The sequence below is a fragment of the Oceanisphaera submarina genome (assembly GCF_046521305.1).
Classification (GTDB): Bacteria; Pseudomonadota; Gammaproteobacteria; order Enterobacterales; family Aeromonadaceae; genus Oceanimonas; species Oceanimonas submarina.
The window spans coordinates 192431-209221 of sequence record NZ_JBKGFN010000003.1 but is presented as its reverse complement, the minus strand read 5'-3'; the positions used below and the strand labels follow the sequence as shown (position 1 = coordinate 209221).

Below are 16791 nucleotides of genomic sequence, written 5' to 3'. Positions count from 1 at the left end.
CGTGCTCCCGTTACAGCCGTTTGGCTTCCAGTATGTCCGGCAACTGACCTATCTTGGCCAGGGTCCGGCTCAGGGTGTCGATATTGTAAATTTCCAGCTCCATGTCGATGGTCGCCGTCTGCTGCTTGTAATTGGAGCGGCTGTTGACGCCCATCACATTGATTTTTTCGTTGGCCAGTATGGTGGTGATGTCCCGAAGCAAGCCGGATCTATCGTTTGCCACTACCCGCAGAGTGAGATGATAACCGCCGGAGCTGTTCTCCCCCCACACCGCCTCCACCATTCGCTCGGGGTGCTGGTTCGTCAGCTCCTTCAACTGCTCGCAGTCGGCCCGGTGAATGGATATGCCCCGCCCCTGAGTGATAAAACCGACAATCTCGTCGCCGGGTATCGGCTGACAGCAGCGGGCTATACTGGTCATCAGATTACCCACGCCCTGCACCACTATGTGGCCCTGCCCCTTGGCGTCAGGATTTTTTCTCGCCGCCTTCAATTCCAGCTGGCGCAGCACCGCCTCGTCCAGCTCTTCACCGGTCGGCTTCTTGTGCAGCCCCTGCAGGTAATTGAGCAGCTGATTGATGCGCAAGTCGCCACCACCGATACCCGCAAGCAAGTCGTCGAGATGGGTAACGTTGAAACGTTCCAGCGCCGCCTTGTCGATCTGGGAGAAGGTCAGTCCCAACCGTTCCAGCTCCTTGTCCAGTACCTCTCGACCGGCGAGGATATTCTTGTCCCTGTCCTGCTTCTTGAACCAGGTAGCCACCTTGGAGCGAGCCCGACTGGTGCGCAAAAAGCCCTGACTGGGATTCATCCAGTCCCGGCTTGGGTTAGGCTGTTTCTGGGTGATGATCTCCACCTGATCGCCGGTTTGCAGCTGATAGGTGAAAGGGACGATACGGCCGTCGATCTTGGCGCCGATGCAGCGATGCCCGATCTGGCTGTGAATGTAATAGGCAAAGTCGAGCGGTGTGGCACCCAGTGGCATATCGACCACTTCGCCCTTGGGAGTAAACACATAGACTCTGTCTTCAAACACCTGACTGCGCAGCTCGTCGACCAGGGAACCGCTTTCGGCCATGTCTTCCTGCCAGGCCAGCAATTTTCTGAGCCAGGCAATCTTGTCTTCGAAGCCGCTCGGCTTGGTGGCGCCGGCACCTTCCTTGTATTTCCAGTGGGCGGCCACGCCCAGCTCAGCATCCTGGTGCATCTGATCGGTACGGATCTGTATTTCGACCGTCTTGCCCTCAGGGCCGATCACCACGGTATGGATGGACTGATAGCCGTTGGGCTTGGGGTTGGCGACGTAATCGTCAAACTCGCGGGGAATATGCCGCCATTGGGTATGCACCACGCCTAGGGCTCCGTAGCAGTCTTGCAGGTGTCGGGTCACCACCCGCACCGCCCGCACGTCGAACAGCTCGTCGAAGTCCAGGTTCTTCTTCTGCATTTTGCGCCAGATGCTGTAGATATGTTTGGGCCGGCCATAGACCTCGGCGTCGATACCGGACTCCTTCAATGCCGTCCTGAGTCCGTCCACGAAGTCGCCGATATAATCTTCCCGTGCCAGCCGCTTTTCGTGCAGCAGCCGGGCGATGCGCTTGTAGGTATCCGGGTGCAGATAGCGAAACGACAAATCCTCCAGCTCCCACTTGAGCTGGCCTATGCCCAACCGGTTGGCGAGCGGCGCATAGATATTGGCGATTTCCTTGGCCACCAGCACCCGGGTTTCCTCGTCGGCGTTCTTGACCTCGCGCAGACAGGTGATGCGCTCGGCCAGCTTGACAACCACGGCCCGCACGTCTTCGACCATGGCCATCAGCATGCGACGCACCCGGTCAACCTGCACTTCCGAGCTTTTGTCGCTGTGTACATGCTGCAGCGAGCGAATGGCTTCCATGTCGGCCACCCCTCGCAACAGACGGGCAATGGTGTCACCAAAATCGTCCCGCACCCGCTCCAGGTCCAGATGGCCGCTTTCGAGGAAGGGATACAGCAAGGCTGCCTTCAGGGTATCCAGATCCATGCTCAGGGTAAGCAGGATCCCGACCATCTCCACCCCTTCGGCCTGCAGCCGATGCTGTGCCTCGGGCGGGATATTCAGCCCCATGCAATACTCATACACCGCTTTCAATTGCTCCCGCTCATGGGCATCGAGCGGCAGGCCCGACGCCCACTCGGTCAGGCTGAAGCTTGTTTGAAGGTGAGTATCGCGCACGGCAACCATAAGTATCCCTTAATTGAATTCGAACAAGGCCATCGCTTCGCAATGCACCGTATGGGGGAACATATCAATCAGGCAGAGACGGCTGAGTCGGTAACCCGCCGCCAACAGAGCCTGGCTGTCCCTGGCCAGGGTCACCGGATTACAGGACACATAAAGCAAGCGCTCGGGCGACAGCTGCTGCAGATAGGGCATCACCTGCTCGGCACCGGCCCGGCCCGGATCCAGCAGCACCCGTTCAAAGCCCTGGCGAGCCCAGGGTTCACGTGTAAAGTCGGCGGCCAGATCGGCACGATAAAACTGTGCCAGCGGCAAGGTGTTGTCTTCCGCATTGCCCCGGGCCTGCTCGACCATCTCCATCACCCCTTCTACCCCGACCACCGGATGCCCGGCCGCCGCCAGCGGTAACGAGAAGTTGCCGACGCCACAGAACAGATCCAGTATCGGCTGACCCGCCTCGGCCGCCAGCCAGCGCTGCGCCAGCCGTACCATCTGCTCGTTAAGCCCGGCGTTAATCTGGATGAAATCACCGGGTGTAAACGCCAGCCTGATATTATCTATCTGATAATAAAGTGAAAAAGGAACATGTAAAGGTCGGCGTGCGCTGTCGTCCTGCAAAAAAAGGGCAAGATGTCGCGTCTGGGCAAAGGCCAGCAACAGATCCAGATCCCGGGCCGATAATGTCCCGGTGTGGCGCAGTAACAAGGCCACGCCTTCGGCCGCATCATAGAGATCGATATGCCCGAGCTGTTTCACCGCCTTCAGTCGATTCAGCAGCTGCCGCAAGGGGGCTATCAGCCCGGAAAGAGCCGGGCGCAACACGCCACAATGCTCTATTTCCACCAGTTCGTGCGACTGGCCGCGCCGAAACCCGAGCGACACGCCCTTGCCCTGGCGACGAATCGCCAGTCGCGCCACCCGCCGGTAGCCCTGATGTTCCGCATCATTCAGCCATTCCGGCTCGGGCAGCTCGTCGATACCATGACGGGCAAACAACTCGGCCAGGGTGCGAGCCTTGAGTGCGTGCTGTGCGGTGACCGGCATGTGCTGCAGCGAGCAGCCGCCACAATCGACGCTGTAGGGACAGAAAGGTTTCTGCCGCTCGGCCGAGGGCGTCAGCACCTTGAGCAGGCTGGCGGTCTGGTACTTGTTATTCTGCACCTGTAATCGTACCCGGACCCGCTCTCCCTTGAGCGCGCCGGGCACAAACAGCGGCTTGTCCCGATACCTGGCCAACCCCACACCATGAGCATTCAGCTCGACAATGGTCACCTCCAGCGGCGGCTGTGCCTGAGCTTTGGGCTTGTTTTCCTTGAAGAACTGAACCATAAAACGTGGAGCCCTCGAACCGGCTATGTCATCATAAGCATCTGTTGATTTGATGCGCGCATTGTCCCACATTAGCCCACTATGACCAAATACGGCCTGCGAGCCCGGATACTGGCTTATACCATAATACCCACCCTGCTCATCGGTATCCTGCTGGCCGGTTATTTTTCCGTGAGCCGCTATCAGCAACTGGAAGAAGTACTGATCCGTCAGGGGGTCAACGTGATAGAGCCGCTGGCTCTGGCCAGCGAGCTGGCGCTGACCAGCCGCAACCGGGAGGCGCTCAATCGCCTGCTCAGCACCATTCACCGCAACAACAGCCCGCTGGTCAAATCCATCGCCCTGTTCGATGCAGAAGGTCGGCTGCTGGTCACCTCAAACTATCATCGTGATTTCAATGCCATGCGCCTGTCCGATCAGGTGCCCCTGCCCCGGGTGACCCTGGTGGAAAACAACGAAGACGGCATTATTCTGCGCACGCCGGTACTCACCGACCATATTCGCGCGGACACCGCATGGGAAGATGCGTCCGCCATCCCCATCGGCTACATCGCCATGCAACTGACCAACGACTCGGCCATGCTGGTGCATTATAAAGACAGCTTCTTCGCCGGCCTGATGGTACTGCTCGGCGTCAGCCTCAGCGGCCTGTTCGGGATCCGGCTGATCAAGGGGGTGTCCCAGCCGATCACCGACATGGTCAGCGCCGTGTACAAGATCCGTGAAGGCCGGCTCGACACCCGGGTCAACGGAGAATTCACCGGCGAGATGGAGATGCTCAAGAACGGCATCAACGCCATGGCCAAGTCGCTGTCCGAATACCACGACGAAATGCAGCAGAACATCGATCAGGCCACCTCGGATCTGCGCGAGACCCTGGAGCAGATCGAAATCCAGAATATCGAGCTGGACATGGCCAAGAAGCGGGCTCAGGAAGCCGCCCGGGTCAAAACCGAGTTTCTCGCCAACATGTCTCACGAGCTGCGCACCCCGCTCAACGGAGTCATCGGCTTTGCCCGCCAGCTACAGAAAACCCGACTGACCTCCAATCAGCTCGACTATCTCAAGACCATAGAACGCTCGGCGCAAAACCTGCTCGGCATCATCAACGACATTCTCGACTTCTCCAAGCTGGAAGCCGGCAAGCTGAAGATGGAACAGCTTCCGTTCTCGCTGCGCGACACCCTGCAGGAAGTCATGACGCTGCTGGCCCCCAGCGCCCACGACAAGGGACTGGAACTGTCACTGCGAGTGGATGCGGCCGTGCATGACGCCGTCATCGGCGATCCACTGCGGCTGCAACAGGTGCTGACCAACCTGGTCGGCAACGCGGTCAAGTTTACCGAACAGGGCAACGTAGATGTTCGGGTCGACGCCCGTCCCGCCGCCCAACCGGACCGGGCTGCCCTGCGCATTCATGTGCAGGACACCGGCATCGGTATTTCCGACAGCCAGCGTCGTCAGCTGTTCCAGGCCTTCAATCAGGCCGACTCCAGCATTTCCCGCCGCTATGGCGGCACCGGGCTGGGCCTGGTGATCACCCAGAAACTGGTGCGCCAGATGTCCGGCGAGATCGAGCTCTATTCCGAGCTGGGCTCGGGTTCTGTATTCAGCTTCACCCTGGAGCTGAGCCGGGCCTCGCTGCCACTGGCCGAGCCTCTGCCGCTGGCCGAGTTGTGTGACAAGACGGTGCTCTACCTGGAAGAAGACAACTTCAGCCGCCGCGCCACCACCGCCCTGTTGCGGGAATGGGGGGTGCAGGTACTGCACGAACCCTATCCGGGCGTGGTCATCGATTGCGCCCTGCTGGGCTTTGGCCCCAACTCCCTGCCCAGCCAGATGGAACAGGCTATTCACCAGCAGCTGGCGCATGACAACAAGGTGGTGGTACTGCTCAGTTCCACCGACCCGACCCTGGCCGACGCCCTGCTCGGCGCCGGTGCCGAACTCTGTCTGAGCAAGCCGGTACACTACCAGAAGCTGGCCCAGGCACTGATGGGACAGGAAATGGCCGAGCCCGAAGCCATGTTGCAGATCACCCTGGCTTCGCCTTCTCAAAAACAGGATCTGCGGGTACTGGCGGTGGACGACAATCCGGCCAATCTGAAACTGATCAGTGCCATGCTGAGCGAGCAGGTCAGCCAGGTGGAAAGCTGCTCCAACGGCCAGGAAGCGCTCAACCTGGCCACGGTCAACCGCTACGACATCATCTTCATGGATATTCAGATGCCGCTGATGGACGGCATTCAGGCTACCCGGGAAATTCGTTCTCAGGATGGTCCCAACGCCAGCACCCCTATAGTAGCGGTCACCGCCCATGCCATCGCGGGCGAGCGGGATCGACTGATGCATCAGGGCATGGACGATTACCTGGCCAAACCGATAGACGAGACCATACTGGCCCGCATTATCGAACGCTTTGCCCACCGCCCCAAGCCGTCGGGCCAGATAGACTGGTCGCTGGCGGTGAAGCAGACCGGAGGCAAGGAGCCACTGGCCCGGGAAATGCTGGAACTGCTATTGCAGAGCTTCGATGAATTTGCGCCCCTGCTGGGCGCCGCCCTGTCCGGCGAGCTGGATGAACAGCGGCTCTATCCGCCGCTGCACAAGCTGCATGGCGGCACCGCCTATTGCGGCGTGCCTCAGTTACAAGCCCTGGTGGCCCAGCTGGAAAAGGCGCTGCTGGCCAAACAGAGTGTGGACGAGCTGGAGCCCGAACTACTGGAGCTGGAAGAACGGATGGGACAGGTACGGGAAGAGGCGAAATTCTATTTGTAAAAGCAGCGGTACGCTAAAAACTGGACGCCGTCGGCAAACGACCAGGGCAAGGCCTGTTTTGACCGTCATACCGGTACTGAATCAAGCTCGCTATGGCGGATCCGGTATCTTGGAGAACACCCAATCCGGCCCCTGATGTTCGTCAGGATGACGGCTGAATCACCATCAACTGCAGGGTCTAATTCATTCGCCCCTACAAAAAACCGAGCGCGTCATGGCTCGGTTTTTTGTCTGAAAGCTTACGGCTCAAACGCCCTGACGGGCTTCGCGCATCAGCCGTTTCATGTCGCAAATGGCCTTTTCCAGGCCGTCGAAGGCGGCGCGGGCTATGATGGCGTGGCCTATGTTGAGCTCCAGCATCTCGGGAATGGCGGCTATCGGCTTGACGTTGTGGTAATGCAGGCCATGGCCCCCGTTCACCTTCAACCCTTTATCGTGGGCATAAGAGGCGGAAGCGGAGATGCGTTTCAGCTCGGCCAATTGCTCGGCTTCATTGGGCGCATCGGCATAATGACCGGTGTGAATCTCGATATAGGGGGCCCCGGTGGCGACCACCGCATCGATCTGCGCCCGGTCAGCATCGATAAACAACGACACCTTGATGCCGGCTTCGGTCAGTCGAGCCACCGCGGAGCCGACCTTGTCGAGCTGACCGGCGACATCCAGGCCGCCCTCCGTGGTGACTTCTTCCCGTTTTTCCGGCACCAGGCAGACGAAGGCCGGCTTGATGCGGCAGGCAATATCCAGCATCTCGTCGGTGACCGCCATTTCCAGGTTCATCCGGGTTTGAATGGTCTGACTCAGGATGTCCACGTCCCGATCGACGATATGACGACGATCTTCACGCAGGTGCACGGTAATACCGTCTGCCCCGGCCTGTTCGGCCAGGGCTGCCGCCTGTACCGGATCCGGGTAACTGGTGCCCCTGGCATTACGCAAGGTAGCAATGTGATCGATATTAACGCCTAAATACAATTCACTCACTGCGACTTCCTCTCTTTCCTTTGATAAACAGGGCGCGACTGCGCAAGGCCCGGCCGCCAAGATAAGGCCCCAGCGCCTGCCGGCTGAAACGCTTGGCAGAGACCAACACCTCGGGACGAGTTAAATCGAGATCGGCCAGGGCATAAAGATGGCGGCCCGGATAGGCCCCCGGCTCTTCCCGTTCCAGGGCAATAAAACCGGACTCCGGCTGATATCGATACCAGGCTTCGGGGCGAATGGCCTCGCCGCTCAGGGCATCCAGGGTAAAATCGACGCCATAACCCAGTATGTTTAACATATAAAACTCGAAATGACGCAGGCAGGGTTCAATCCCTTCACCATTGGCCAGTTTTTTCAGGGTATTGTGATAGGCATCAAACACCTCGTCGAAGGGGGTATGCGCTTCCAGCAGGTAGTAGATCAGTTCATTGAGGTAGAGGCCGCTGTACAGTGCCGTCCCCGTTAACTGAATGGCCGGGGCCGTGGCCTCCGCATGATGCAGGTTTTTCAGCTCGCCCTTGCCGGCAAAGGTGAGCCTTAAAGGCACAAAGGGCTGTAACAGCCCTTTGAGAGGTGAACGCGGCTGGCGGCTGCCCTTGGCCACCAGACTCTGGCGGCCAAGTTCCCGGGTGAACACTTCAACCAGTTGACTGGTTTCCCGGTAAGGCCGGCTATGAATGACGAAGGCGGCGTGCGCCATGATCAGTCGTCACCGTACCCCAGACTGCGCAGGGCACGTTCATCATCGGCCCAGCCGGATTTGACCTTGACCCACAGCTCCAGAAAGACCTTCTGCTCCAGCAGTCGTTCCAGATCCAGCCGCGACTCGGTACCTATCACCTTAAGCTTTTCGCCCTTGTTGCCGATCACCATGCGCTTCTGGCCGCTGCGCTCTACCAGGATCAGGCCATTGATGTGCACTATGCCCTGTTCGTTGACTTTGTAGTCTTCAATTTCTACCGTCACCGAATAGGGCAGCTCATCACCCATGAAGCGCATCAGCTTCTCACGGATAATCTCGGCCGCCATGAAGCGTGAAGAGCGGTCGGTGATGTAATCTTCCGGAAAGTAATGCAACGACGGCTTCAACCGTGCACGGGCCAGCTTGGCGATGGTGTCGATATTAGTGCCCTTTTCCGCAGAAATCGGCACTATGTCGGCGAAATCCATCTTTTGCGCCAGCCATTGCATATGGGGCAGCAATGCTTCCTTACTCTCGACGTTATCGATTTTGTTGATCGCCAGCACCACGGGGCAGTCCATACGGCGCAGCTTGTTCACCACCATCTCGTCGTCGTCGGTCCACTTGGTGCCTTCCACCATGAACACCACCATCTCCACGTCGCCCAGCGAGCTGCTGGCTGCCCGGTTCATCAGGCGGTTGATGGCGCGCTTTTCTTCGATATGCAGGCCCGGGGTATCCACATAGATAGCCTGATAGGCACCGGCCGTATCTATGCCCATGATGCGGTGGCGCGTGGTCTGCGGCTTGCGCGAGGTGATGCTGACCTTCTGCCCCAGCAGTTGGTTCAGCAGTGTCGACTTACCCACATTGGGGCGGCCGACGATGGCGATAAAGCCGCAATAGGTTTGTTCTTGATCTGTCATAGCAGCACTTCCAGGGCATGTTCGGCGGCAGATTGCTCAGCCTTGCGACGGCTGGTACCAATACCCACCACCGGCTCAGGTACGTCGTCAATCTGACAATGCACGGTAAATTTCTGATTGTGGGCTTCGCCGACCACATCCACTACCGTGTAGGTAGGCAAAGATTTGCGTTTGCCCTGCAGCAATTCCTGCAGCCGGGTCTTGGGATCTTTCTGATCGATACCCGGCTGTATATCATTGAGCCTGTCTTCATACCAGGACAGCAGCATGGTGCGCATCTGCTCGATATCCGTATCCAGGTAAACGGCGCCGATCAAGGCTTCCACCGCATCGGCCAGGATGGACTCGCGCCGGTAGCCGCCGCTTTTCAGCTCACCCGGGCCCAGGATCAGATATTCGCCCAGCTCGAATTCCCGCGCCAGCTCGGCCAGGGTTTTTTCTCGCACCAGGGTGGCACGCATGCGCGACATGTCACCTTCGTTCACCTTGGGAAAACGATGAAACAGGGCATCGGCAATCACCATGCTCAGCAGGGAATCACCGAGAAACTCCAGCCGCTCGTTATGGCGAGCGCCGGCGCTTCTGTGGGTCAGGGCCCGTATCAACATATTTTCATCGTTGAAGGTATGGCCCAGTTTTTTTTGCAGAATATTCAGTTTTTTCATTAACGAATTGCGCCTATACGGCTGAAACGCACATCGCTCGGCACCCAGGAGGGCAACCAGCTGTCGGCGTTACGTTCAAACTCAAAGCTAATCCAGATAGCCACCGCCTTGCCCACCAGGTTTTCTTCGGGTACAAAACCCCAGAACCGGCTGTCGGTACTGTTGTCTCTGTTGTCACCCATGGCAAAGTATTGACCTTCGGGTACGATCCATTCATTCCGCGCCGTGCCCGGCTGACGGTAATACATGGACACCCGGTCGGGTAACAAGGGATTACGCAGTATGTCGTGGGGCTCGTCGGTCAGACGCTCGCGGTAATGCTCGAGCGGAATGCCCATCTGGGTAAACTCTCCACTTTGTTCATATTCAAGTTCCACCGGCGTAAAGTCGGGGCAATTGTCACCGTCACAGGCCGGCTTGATAAACAGTTGCTTGTCCTGATAGACGATGCGATCTCCCGGCAGGCCGATGACCCGCTTGATGTAATCGATGCGGGTATCTTCCGGATACTTGAATACCACCACATCGCCCCGCTCGGGCTTGCCGGTCGGGATCAGGGTAGTATTGCCGACCGGCTCTTTCAGGCCGTAGGCAAACTTCTCCACCAGAATGAAGTCTCCCACCAGCAGGGTCGGCATCATGGATCCGGACGGGATCTGGAACGGCTCATAGATAAAAGAGCGCAACACCAGTACGACGGCAATCACCGGGAAGATAGACCGGGCCTGCTCGATCCAGCCGGGTACCCTGGCGGCCCGGCTCAGTACCGCCGCATCCACTTTATTGCCATGGGCCAGCTGAGCCTCGGCAATCTTACGGGCGCGTTTCGGCGCCCATATCCATTTGTCACAGGCCCAGACAATGCCGGTGACCAGAGTCACCAGCACCAGGATCAGGGCAAAGTTACTCGCCATGGTTATTTGTCCTTACCGACGTGGAGAATGGCCAGGAAGGCATCCTGGGGAATATCGACCCGCCCCAGGGACTTCATGCGCTTCTTGCCTTCTTTCTGTTTAGCCAGCAGCTTTTTCTTGCGGCTGACATCGCCACCGTAACACTTGGCGGTAACATCCTTGCGCAGGGCCTTGACCGTGCTGCGCGAGATAATCTGGTTGCCGATAGACGCCTGAATGGCAATATCGAACATCTGACGCGGGATAAGCTCACGCATCTTCTCCACCAGCTGGCGGCCTCGGTACAAGGCGTTTTCCTTGTGGGTGATAATGGCCAATGCATCGACCCGATCACCGTTGATCAGGATATCCAGCCGCACCATGTCGGCCGCTTCGAAACGTTTGAAACCGTAATCCAGAGAAGCATAGCCCCGGCTGCAGGACTTGAGGCGATCGAAGAAATCGAGCACCACTTCCGCCATTGGAATGTCGTAGCTCAGCGCCACCTGATTGCCGTGATAGACCATGTTGGTCTGTACGCCCCGTTTCTCGATACAGAGGGTGATCACGTTACCCAGATATTCCTGCGGCACCAGAATATTACATTCGGCAATAGGCTCGCGCAGCTCTTCAATGTTGTTGACGGCCGGCAGGTTGGAAGGGCTGTCGATATGGATGGTTTCACCATTGGTCAGCACGATCTCGTAGACCACGGTCGGGGCCGTGGTGATCAGATCCAGATCGTATTCCCGCTCCAGTCGCTCCTGCACTATTTCCATGTGCAGCATGCCGAGGAAGCCACAACGGAAGCCAAAGCCCAGCGCGTTGGACGTTTCCGGCTCGTAGAACAGCGATGCGTCGTTCAGCGACAATTTGTCCAGCGCATCACGGAAGGCTTCGTAGTCATCGCTGGAGATGGGGAACAGGCCCGCATACACCTGCGGCTTGACCTTCTTAAAGCCGGGCAACGCCAGTTCGGCACCATGCTTGGCGTGGGTCAAGGTATCTCCCACCGGCGCACCGTGAATTTCCTTGATGCCACATACCACCCAGCCTACTTCACCGCAGTTCAGGCCTGCGGTGTCTTTCTGCTTGGGCGTAAAGATACCGATACGATCCACACCCCACACCTGTCCGGTGCTCATGACCTTGATCTTGTCGTTTTTCTTCAGGCTGCCGTGCTTGACCCGCACCAGCGACACCACGCCCAGATAGGGGTCGAACCAGGAGTCGATGATCAGCGCCTGCAGCGGCCCTTCCGGATTGCCCACGGGCGGCGGGATCTGGCGTACTATGGTTTCCAGCACTTCATCCACACCCAGACCGGTCTTGGCCGAACAGCGCACCGCGTCGAGGGCATCGATACCGACGATATTTTCAATTTCTTCGGCCACCCGCTCCGGCTCGGCCTGGGGCAGATCTATTTTGTTCAGTACCGGCACCACTTCCAGCTCCATGTCGAGAGCGGTGTAACAGTTGGCCAGAGTCTGTGCCTCAACGCCCTGACCCGCATCCACTACCAGCAAAGCGCCCTCACAGGCAGCAAGAGAGCGGGAAACTTCATAGGAGAAGTCGACATGCCCCGGGGTATCGATAAAGTTCAGCTGGTACTGTTCGCCGTCGTTGGCCTGGTAGTTCAGGGTCACACTCTGGGCTTTGATGGTAATGCCGCGCTCCCGCTCCAGATCCATGGAATCGAGAACCTGCTGCTGCATTTCCCGATCGGACAAGCCGCCACACACCTGGATCAAACGATCGGACAGGGTAGACTTGCCATGGTCTATATGAGCGATGACGGAAAAGTTACGAATATGCTTCATGATGCGATAAGGAGTCCGTTGTCTGAAAGCGAGAGTCAAAAGCGGGATTCTACTGGATTAGCACTACCGTGGCCAATCCTTAGTCGATATTGGCCACCGGGATCACCAGCCCGATAATCACAGGCTCGGCCTGTATCTTGGCGGGGCTTTTAGCCCAGCGGGACGCCAGCACAAAACCGCAGACACCGCCAATAGCCGCCCCCGCCAGGGTGCCCCCATCGCCCAGTCCAAGCCCGACGCTGGCAAGCCCGGCGCCCCCCAGCAGCAGCAGCAGCGGCAGCAGGTAGACCAGCAGGGCGCTGGAGATCAGGCTCTGTTCGGGAATACCGATGCGTACCTGCTGATCCACCACCAACGGCAAATCGGTGGCAATCACAAACCGGTGATCCCGTCCGGGCAGGGCCTTCGATACCAGACCGGTACCGCAGCGGCTGTTTTGCTTGCACTGGCCGCAGGCCGACTTGCTGAAACAGACCACTTCAACCCCATCGGCATGTACCGCCAGTACGGTGGCAATTTCTTCAATCATGGTGTGACCCTGGGCTCGACAGACTCGGCTATACGGCGGGCAGTATCGGCGGGGATGGCCCCCACCACGGTAATTTCGACCCGGGCCGGATTGATAAGGCTGACCAGATGGGTGGCCCCCTGACGTACCAGCTGCTGGTGCGGCTCGGCGTTGGCGCCAGCCTGGTTGACATACACGGATATGTCTACCAGACCATTGGACAGCATCAGATAATCCACCAGCCTCTCGGTAACCGGCAGCTTGTGTTTATCCTGAGAACGCAATTCAAAACCTTCCGGCAACCAGCCGGCTTGCCAGGACAGGGCTTGCTGCGGCGCCGGATAGACTTCCGCCACCGTCAGGGCCGGCGGCAAGACGGCGGTTTTCAGCTCGCGGAGCAGGGCGCCGGGCTCCTCGCTGATCCGCAGCGCGACTCCCATGCTTTGCTCTACTACACCCGCGTCCCGGTCCAGAGTATCCAGCTTGAGCAATAAACCACTTTCCTGATCCAGCCACAGCACATAGCCGTAACAATCCTCTGCGTCGGGCACCAACCGTACCACCTGAGCCACCCGACCCAGCACGCGACTACGCCCGGCAAGCACTGCATCATAATGGGCCAACACCGGTGCCAGTGGCATCAGCTGCAGACGATGAAAGAGCCCGGGCAGGGTGGCGTCCTTGAGAGTATAGCCATCGTGGCTGGCATCGAAAAAGCTGGTCTCATCGTCACGCTGCACAAATTCACGTGGCCGGCCATTGAGGTGGGTCAGATGGGTAAATACCTGACCGTCGAAATGGCCGCGGGTCAGGCGTTTGGGCTCGAGCTGCTCCTGGCTGGATTCAACTAGCGTCAGCTCGAAGTTCAGTTGCTGATAGGCCTGTTGCATGCGCTGCAACAAGGCTTCTGCCGATTCGTTCTCGGCCATGACCATACCGGACCATGCCCACGCAAATATCAGGATAACGGCACTAAGGCCCTTTATTCTCAAAGCCGATTACCTTCAGTTCTGGCGCAGTCGTTGCTGCAACTCGTGATCCATCAACAATTCATGAATACGACGCTGTTGTTCCAGCACCGCCTGTTCCTGCGAACGCTCACGCGGCGCTATCTGATAATTCAGACTGACCGGGGCCGCGCTACCGCTCAGAGGCACCGTATTCAGCACCGGAGACTGCAGATCACCCTGGCTGTATTGCTGCACACCGACGATCACCGCCGCCGACACCGAGGCTGCCACCGCAAACTGACCAAGGTGACGCAACATGGGGGATATACGGCCAAACAACGGTCGTACCACCTTGGCGCCTTCTGCCTTCGGCTTCGTCGCAGCCGGTGCCGCTATCATGGCCGGCTCGTCGGCCAGGGCCGCCGCTATGCTGTCGCTCATGTCCAGCCGAATATGTCTGGGCAACTCGCTGCGCAAGGCATCGCCGTACAGGTGATAACGACCGAAGGCATCCGCCAGCTCGCGATCATTCTCCAGCTGCTCCAGTAATACCTTGTCCTGGATTTCTCCGTCTACCAGTGCCGAAATCTGCTCTTTATTTGCCATAACGTTAGCCATAACAGTTATTCCCCGTTCAACCCTGAAGTAACGGCTGGACCCGCTTGTCGATAGCCTCGCGTGCCCGGAAAATCCGGGAACGAACCGTCCCGACCGGACAGTCCATCACCTTGGCAATATCTTCATAGCTCATCCCTTCCAGCTCGCGTAAGGTGATCGCCGTTTTAAGATCTTCCGGAAGGGCCTCTATGGTCTCGAATACCGACCGCCTGATCTCTTCCGACAAAATGAGATGTTCCGGTGACGCCTGATCTTTCAACCCTTCGCCGCCGCCGTAATATTCTGCATCCTCAATGTCAACATCGCTGCCCGGCGGGCGACGCCGCTGGGCGACCAGATAATTCTTGGCGGTGTTCACCGCTATCCGGTACAACCAGGTAAAAAAGGCGCTCTCTCCGCGAAACCCGGGCAAGGCCCGGTACGCCTTGATAAAGGCCTCTTGCGTCACATCCGGTACGTCTCCTGGGTTAGACACATATCGGGACACCAGGTTCGCCACTTTATACTGATATTTTTTTACCAACAGGTTGTACGCGTTTTTATCGCCACGCTGGACCCGTTCAACCAGTTGCTGGTCCGTTAAATTATCGCTCATGCGAGCCGCGTAACCTCCGAATAATCCGGTGCGTTGCCACACCGGCCCGTAATAAGCGCACCTTAATAGACTGCGGATGCGGGCAAAAGTTCTGAACTCATTTGAGAAAGCTGATTCCGGCTGCACCTGCCGGCGGCTTGGGATAACATAGAAAGATTATCCATACTGGGCCAATGATACTTTATGAAGGATCCCGTTGAATACCTCTGCGACGTACTCATCATTGGCAGCGGTGCCGCCGGGCTGTCACTGGCACTGAAACTGGCCGATCATGCCAGAGTTCATGTGCTCAGCAAGGGGTCGCTTGCCGAAGGCTCGACCCTCTACGCCCAGGGTGGCATTGCCGCTGTGTTCGATGAAACTGACAGCATTGAATCCCATGTTGCCGATACCCTGATTGCCGGTGCCGGACTCTGTGATGAAACCGTGGTGGAATTTACCGCACGTCAGGCCCCCGACGCCATTCAATGGCTGATTGGCCAGGGCGTGCCCTTCGACACCGAAAAGTCACCCCAGGGAGAACCTTCCTACCACCTCACCCGGGAAGGCGGCCACAGCCACAGACGCATTTTCCACGCCGCCGATGCCACCGGCCGTGCGGTACAACTGACCCTGAACGAACAGGTGCAGCAGCATCCTAACATTCATATTCTGGAACGGGTTAACGCGCTGGACTTAATCACCAGCGCCAAACTGGGTCTGCCCGGTAACCGGGTGCTGGGTGCCTACGTCTGGAATCGCAATAAAGAACGGGTAGAAACGGTACGGGCCCGCTTTATCGCCATGGCCACCGGCGGTGCCTCCAAGGTGTATCAGTACACTTCCAACCCGGACGTCAGTTCCGGCGACGGCATCGCCATGGCCTGGCGCGCCGGCTGCCGGGTGGCCAACATGGAATTCAATCAGTTCCACCCCACCAGCCTGTTCCACCCGGCGGACAACAATTTCTTGCTCAGTGAAGCGCTGCGCGGCGAAGGTGCCCTGCTCAAGCGGCCCGACGGCAGTCGTTTCATGCCAGATTATGACGAGCGGGCCGAGCTGGCCCCGCGCGACATAGTGGCCCGCGCCATCGATCATGAAATGAAGCGCCTCGGTGCCGAATGCATGTATCTGGACATCAGCCACCAGCCGGCCGACTTCATCCTCAAGCACTTCCCCACCATCTACGAGCGCTGCCTCAAGGTCGGCATCGACATCACCAGGCAGCCGATGCCGGTGGTGCCTGCGGCTCATTACACCTGTGGTGGCGTCATGGTCGATCACCGGGGCCACACAGATATCGAGGGGCTCTATGCCATCGGCGAGGTGTCCTACACCGGACTGCATGGTGCCAATCGCATGGCCTCCAATTCCCTGCTGGAATGCATCGTCTTTGCTCGCGCCGCCGGCGAAGACATGCTGACCAGGCTGGCGACAACGCCGGAGCCACCGACATTACCGCTGTGGGACGAAAGCAAGGTGGCCGACTCGGACGAAGAAGTGGTAATCCACCACAACTGGCACGAACTGCGACTGTTTATGTGGGATTACGTCGGCATAGTCCGGTCCGACAAGCGACTGAAAAGAGCCAGGCGGCGTATCGACTTGTTGCAACAGGAAATTCAGGAGTATTACGCCAATTTCCGGGTCAGCAACAACCTGCTGGAGCTGCGTAACCTGGTACAGGTGGCCGAATTGATCGTGCGCTCGGCGATGGAGCGCAAGGAATCCCGCGGCCTGCACTACACCCTGGATTACCCGGAGCAGTTGGCAGATCCCAAGCCGACCATCATGGTACCGACCAACTATATGGGGGATTCCAACTGCATGGGTGACTAAGGTA

14 protein-coding genes are annotated in these 16791 nt (G+C 58.3%); 2 read left to right on the top strand and 12 right to left on the bottom strand.

Annotation, left to right across the window (positions count from 1 at the left end; translation table 11 throughout):
* Positions 1-10 precede the first annotated feature (10 nt).
* Positions 11-2224 carry a GTP diphosphokinase gene (gene relA / locus ACLEIV_RS05030; protein WP_410455564.1) on the bottom strand — a complete coding sequence of 738 codons (2214 nt, stop codon included), beginning with the start codon at positions 2222-2224 and terminating at the stop codon, positions 11-13.
* Positions 2225-2233: 9 nt separating this feature from the next.
* Positions 2234-3550 carry a 23S rRNA (uracil(1939)-C(5))-methyltransferase RlmD gene (gene rlmD, locus ACLEIV_RS05025; RefSeq protein ID WP_410455563.1) on the bottom strand — a complete coding sequence of 439 codons (1317 nt, stop codon included), beginning with the start codon at positions 3548-3550 and terminating at the stop codon, positions 2234-2236.
* Positions 3551-3631: 81 nt separating this feature from the next.
* On the opposite strand from rlmD, the gene barA reads away from it, so the two are divergent.
* Positions 3632-6328, top strand: coding sequence for a two-component sensor histidine kinase BarA (gene barA, locus ACLEIV_RS05020; protein ID WP_410455562.1), 2697 nt, complete (start codon positions 3632-3634; stop codon positions 6326-6328).
* Between the two features lie 246 nt (positions 6329-6574).
* On the opposite strand, the gene pdxJ is transcribed toward barA, so the two are convergent.
* From pdxJ to rpoE, 10 genes are all read right to left on the bottom strand, one after another.
* Positions 6575-7312, bottom strand: coding sequence for a pyridoxine 5'-phosphate synthase (pdxJ, locus tag ACLEIV_RS05015; protein ID WP_410455561.1), 738 nt, complete (start codon positions 7310-7312; stop codon positions 6575-6577).
* A complete protein-coding gene (gene recO / locus ACLEIV_RS05010) occupies positions 7305-8012 on the bottom strand; it encodes a DNA repair protein RecO (protein WP_410455560.1) in 708 nt (235 codons plus the stop codon). Before recO ends, pdxJ begins: the two co-directional genes overlap by 8 nt.
* Before the next feature lie 2 nt (positions 8013-8014).
* Entirely contained in the window at positions 8015-8920 is a 906-nt protein-coding gene (gene era / locus ACLEIV_RS05005) for a GTPase Era (RefSeq protein ID WP_410455559.1), read from the bottom strand.
* A complete protein-coding gene (gene rnc / locus ACLEIV_RS05000; RefSeq protein ID WP_410455558.1) occupies positions 8917-9585 on the bottom strand; it encodes a ribonuclease III in 669 nt (222 codons plus the stop codon). Before rnc ends, era begins: the two co-directional genes overlap by 4 nt.
* Positions 9585-10499: a signal peptidase I gene (lepB, locus tag ACLEIV_RS04995; protein WP_410455557.1), complete on the bottom strand. Its 915-nt coding sequence runs from the start codon at positions 10497-10499 to the stop codon at positions 9585-9587. Before lepB ends, rnc begins: the two co-directional genes overlap by 1 nt.
* A gap of 2 nt (positions 10500-10501) precedes the next feature.
* Positions 10502-12298, bottom strand: coding sequence for a translation elongation factor 4 (lepA, locus tag ACLEIV_RS04990; protein WP_410455556.1), 1797 nt, complete (start codon positions 12296-12298; stop codon positions 10502-10504).
* Positions 12299-12377: 79 nt separating this feature from the next.
* Positions 12378-12827, bottom strand: coding sequence for a SoxR reducing system RseC family protein (locus tag ACLEIV_RS04985; RefSeq protein ID WP_410455555.1), 450 nt, complete (start codon positions 12825-12827; stop codon positions 12378-12380).
* The gene (locus tag ACLEIV_RS04980; RefSeq protein ID WP_410455554.1) at positions 12824-13735 is read right to left on the bottom strand and encodes a MucB/RseB C-terminal domain-containing protein; all 912 of its coding nucleotides are present in this window, start codon (positions 13733-13735) and stop codon (positions 12824-12826) included. Before ACLEIV_RS04980 ends, ACLEIV_RS04985 begins: the two co-directional genes overlap by 4 nt.
* A gap of 75 nt (positions 13736-13810) precedes the next feature.
* Positions 13811-14362 carry a sigma-E factor negative regulatory protein gene (locus ACLEIV_RS04975; protein ID WP_410455615.1) on the bottom strand — a complete coding sequence of 184 codons (552 nt, stop codon included), beginning with the start codon at positions 14360-14362 and terminating at the stop codon, positions 13811-13813.
* A gap of 28 nt (positions 14363-14390) precedes the next feature.
* Positions 14391-14969 carry an RNA polymerase sigma factor RpoE gene (gene rpoE / locus ACLEIV_RS04970; RefSeq protein ID WP_410455553.1) on the bottom strand — a complete coding sequence of 193 codons (579 nt, stop codon included), beginning with the start codon at positions 14967-14969 and terminating at the stop codon, positions 14391-14393.
* A 183-nt stretch (positions 14970-15152) separates the two neighbouring features.
* On the opposite strand from rpoE, the gene nadB reads away from it, so the two are divergent.
* Positions 15153-16787, top strand: a complete 1635-nt coding sequence (gene nadB / locus ACLEIV_RS04965) for an L-aspartate oxidase (protein WP_410455552.1) — start codon at positions 15153-15155, stop codon at positions 16785-16787.
* The last annotated feature ends 4 nt before the right edge of the window (positions 16788-16791 follow it).

What these genes read in the sequence shown, in the direction of transcription:
- relA (WP_410455564.1), bottom strand. Translation starts at nt 2,224, where the DNA reads ATGGTTGCCGTGCGCGATACTCACCTTCAAACAAGCTTCAGCCTGACC.
- rlmD (WP_410455563.1), bottom strand. Translation starts at nt 3,550, where the DNA reads ATGGTTCAGTTCTTCAAGGAAAACAAGCCCAAAGCTCAGGCACAGCCG.
- barA (WP_410455562.1), top strand. Translation starts at nt 3,632, where the DNA reads ATGACCAAATACGGCCTGCGAGCCCGGATACTGGCTTATACCATAATA.
- recO (WP_410455560.1), bottom strand. Translation starts at nt 8,012, where the DNA reads ATGGCGCACGCCGCCTTCGTCATTCATAGCCGGCCTTACCGGGAAACC.
- era (WP_410455559.1), bottom strand. Translation starts at nt 8,920, where the DNA reads ATGACAGATCAAGAACAAACCTATTGCGGCTTTATCGCCATCGTCGGC.
- rnc (WP_410455558.1), bottom strand. Translation starts at nt 9,585, where the DNA reads ATGAAAAAACTGAATATTCTGCAAAAAAAACTGGGCCATACCTTCAAC.
- lepB (WP_410455557.1), bottom strand. Translation starts at nt 10,499, where the DNA reads ATGGCGAGTAACTTTGCCCTGATCCTGGTGCTGGTGACTCTGGTCACC.
- lepA (WP_410455556.1), bottom strand. Translation starts at nt 12,298, where the DNA reads ATGAAGCATATTCGTAACTTTTCCGTCATCGCTCATATAGACCATGGC.
- ACLEIV_RS04985 (WP_410455555.1), bottom strand. Translation starts at nt 12,827, where the DNA reads ATGATTGAAGAAATTGCCACCGTACTGGCGGTACATGCCGATGGGGTT.
- ACLEIV_RS04980 (WP_410455554.1), bottom strand. Translation starts at nt 13,735, where the DNA reads ATGGCCGAGAACGAATCGGCAGAAGCCTTGTTGCAGCGCATGCAACAG.
- ACLEIV_RS04975 (WP_410455615.1), bottom strand. Translation starts at nt 14,362, where the DNA reads ATGGCAAATAAAGAGCAGATTTCGGCACTGGTAGACGGAGAAATCCAG.
- rpoE (WP_410455553.1), bottom strand. Translation starts at nt 14,969, where the DNA reads ATGAGCGATAATTTAACGGACCAGCAACTGGTTGAACGGGTCCAGCGT.
- nadB (WP_410455552.1), top strand. Translation starts at nt 15,153, where the DNA reads ATGAAGGATCCCGTTGAATACCTCTGCGACGTACTCATCATTGGCAGC.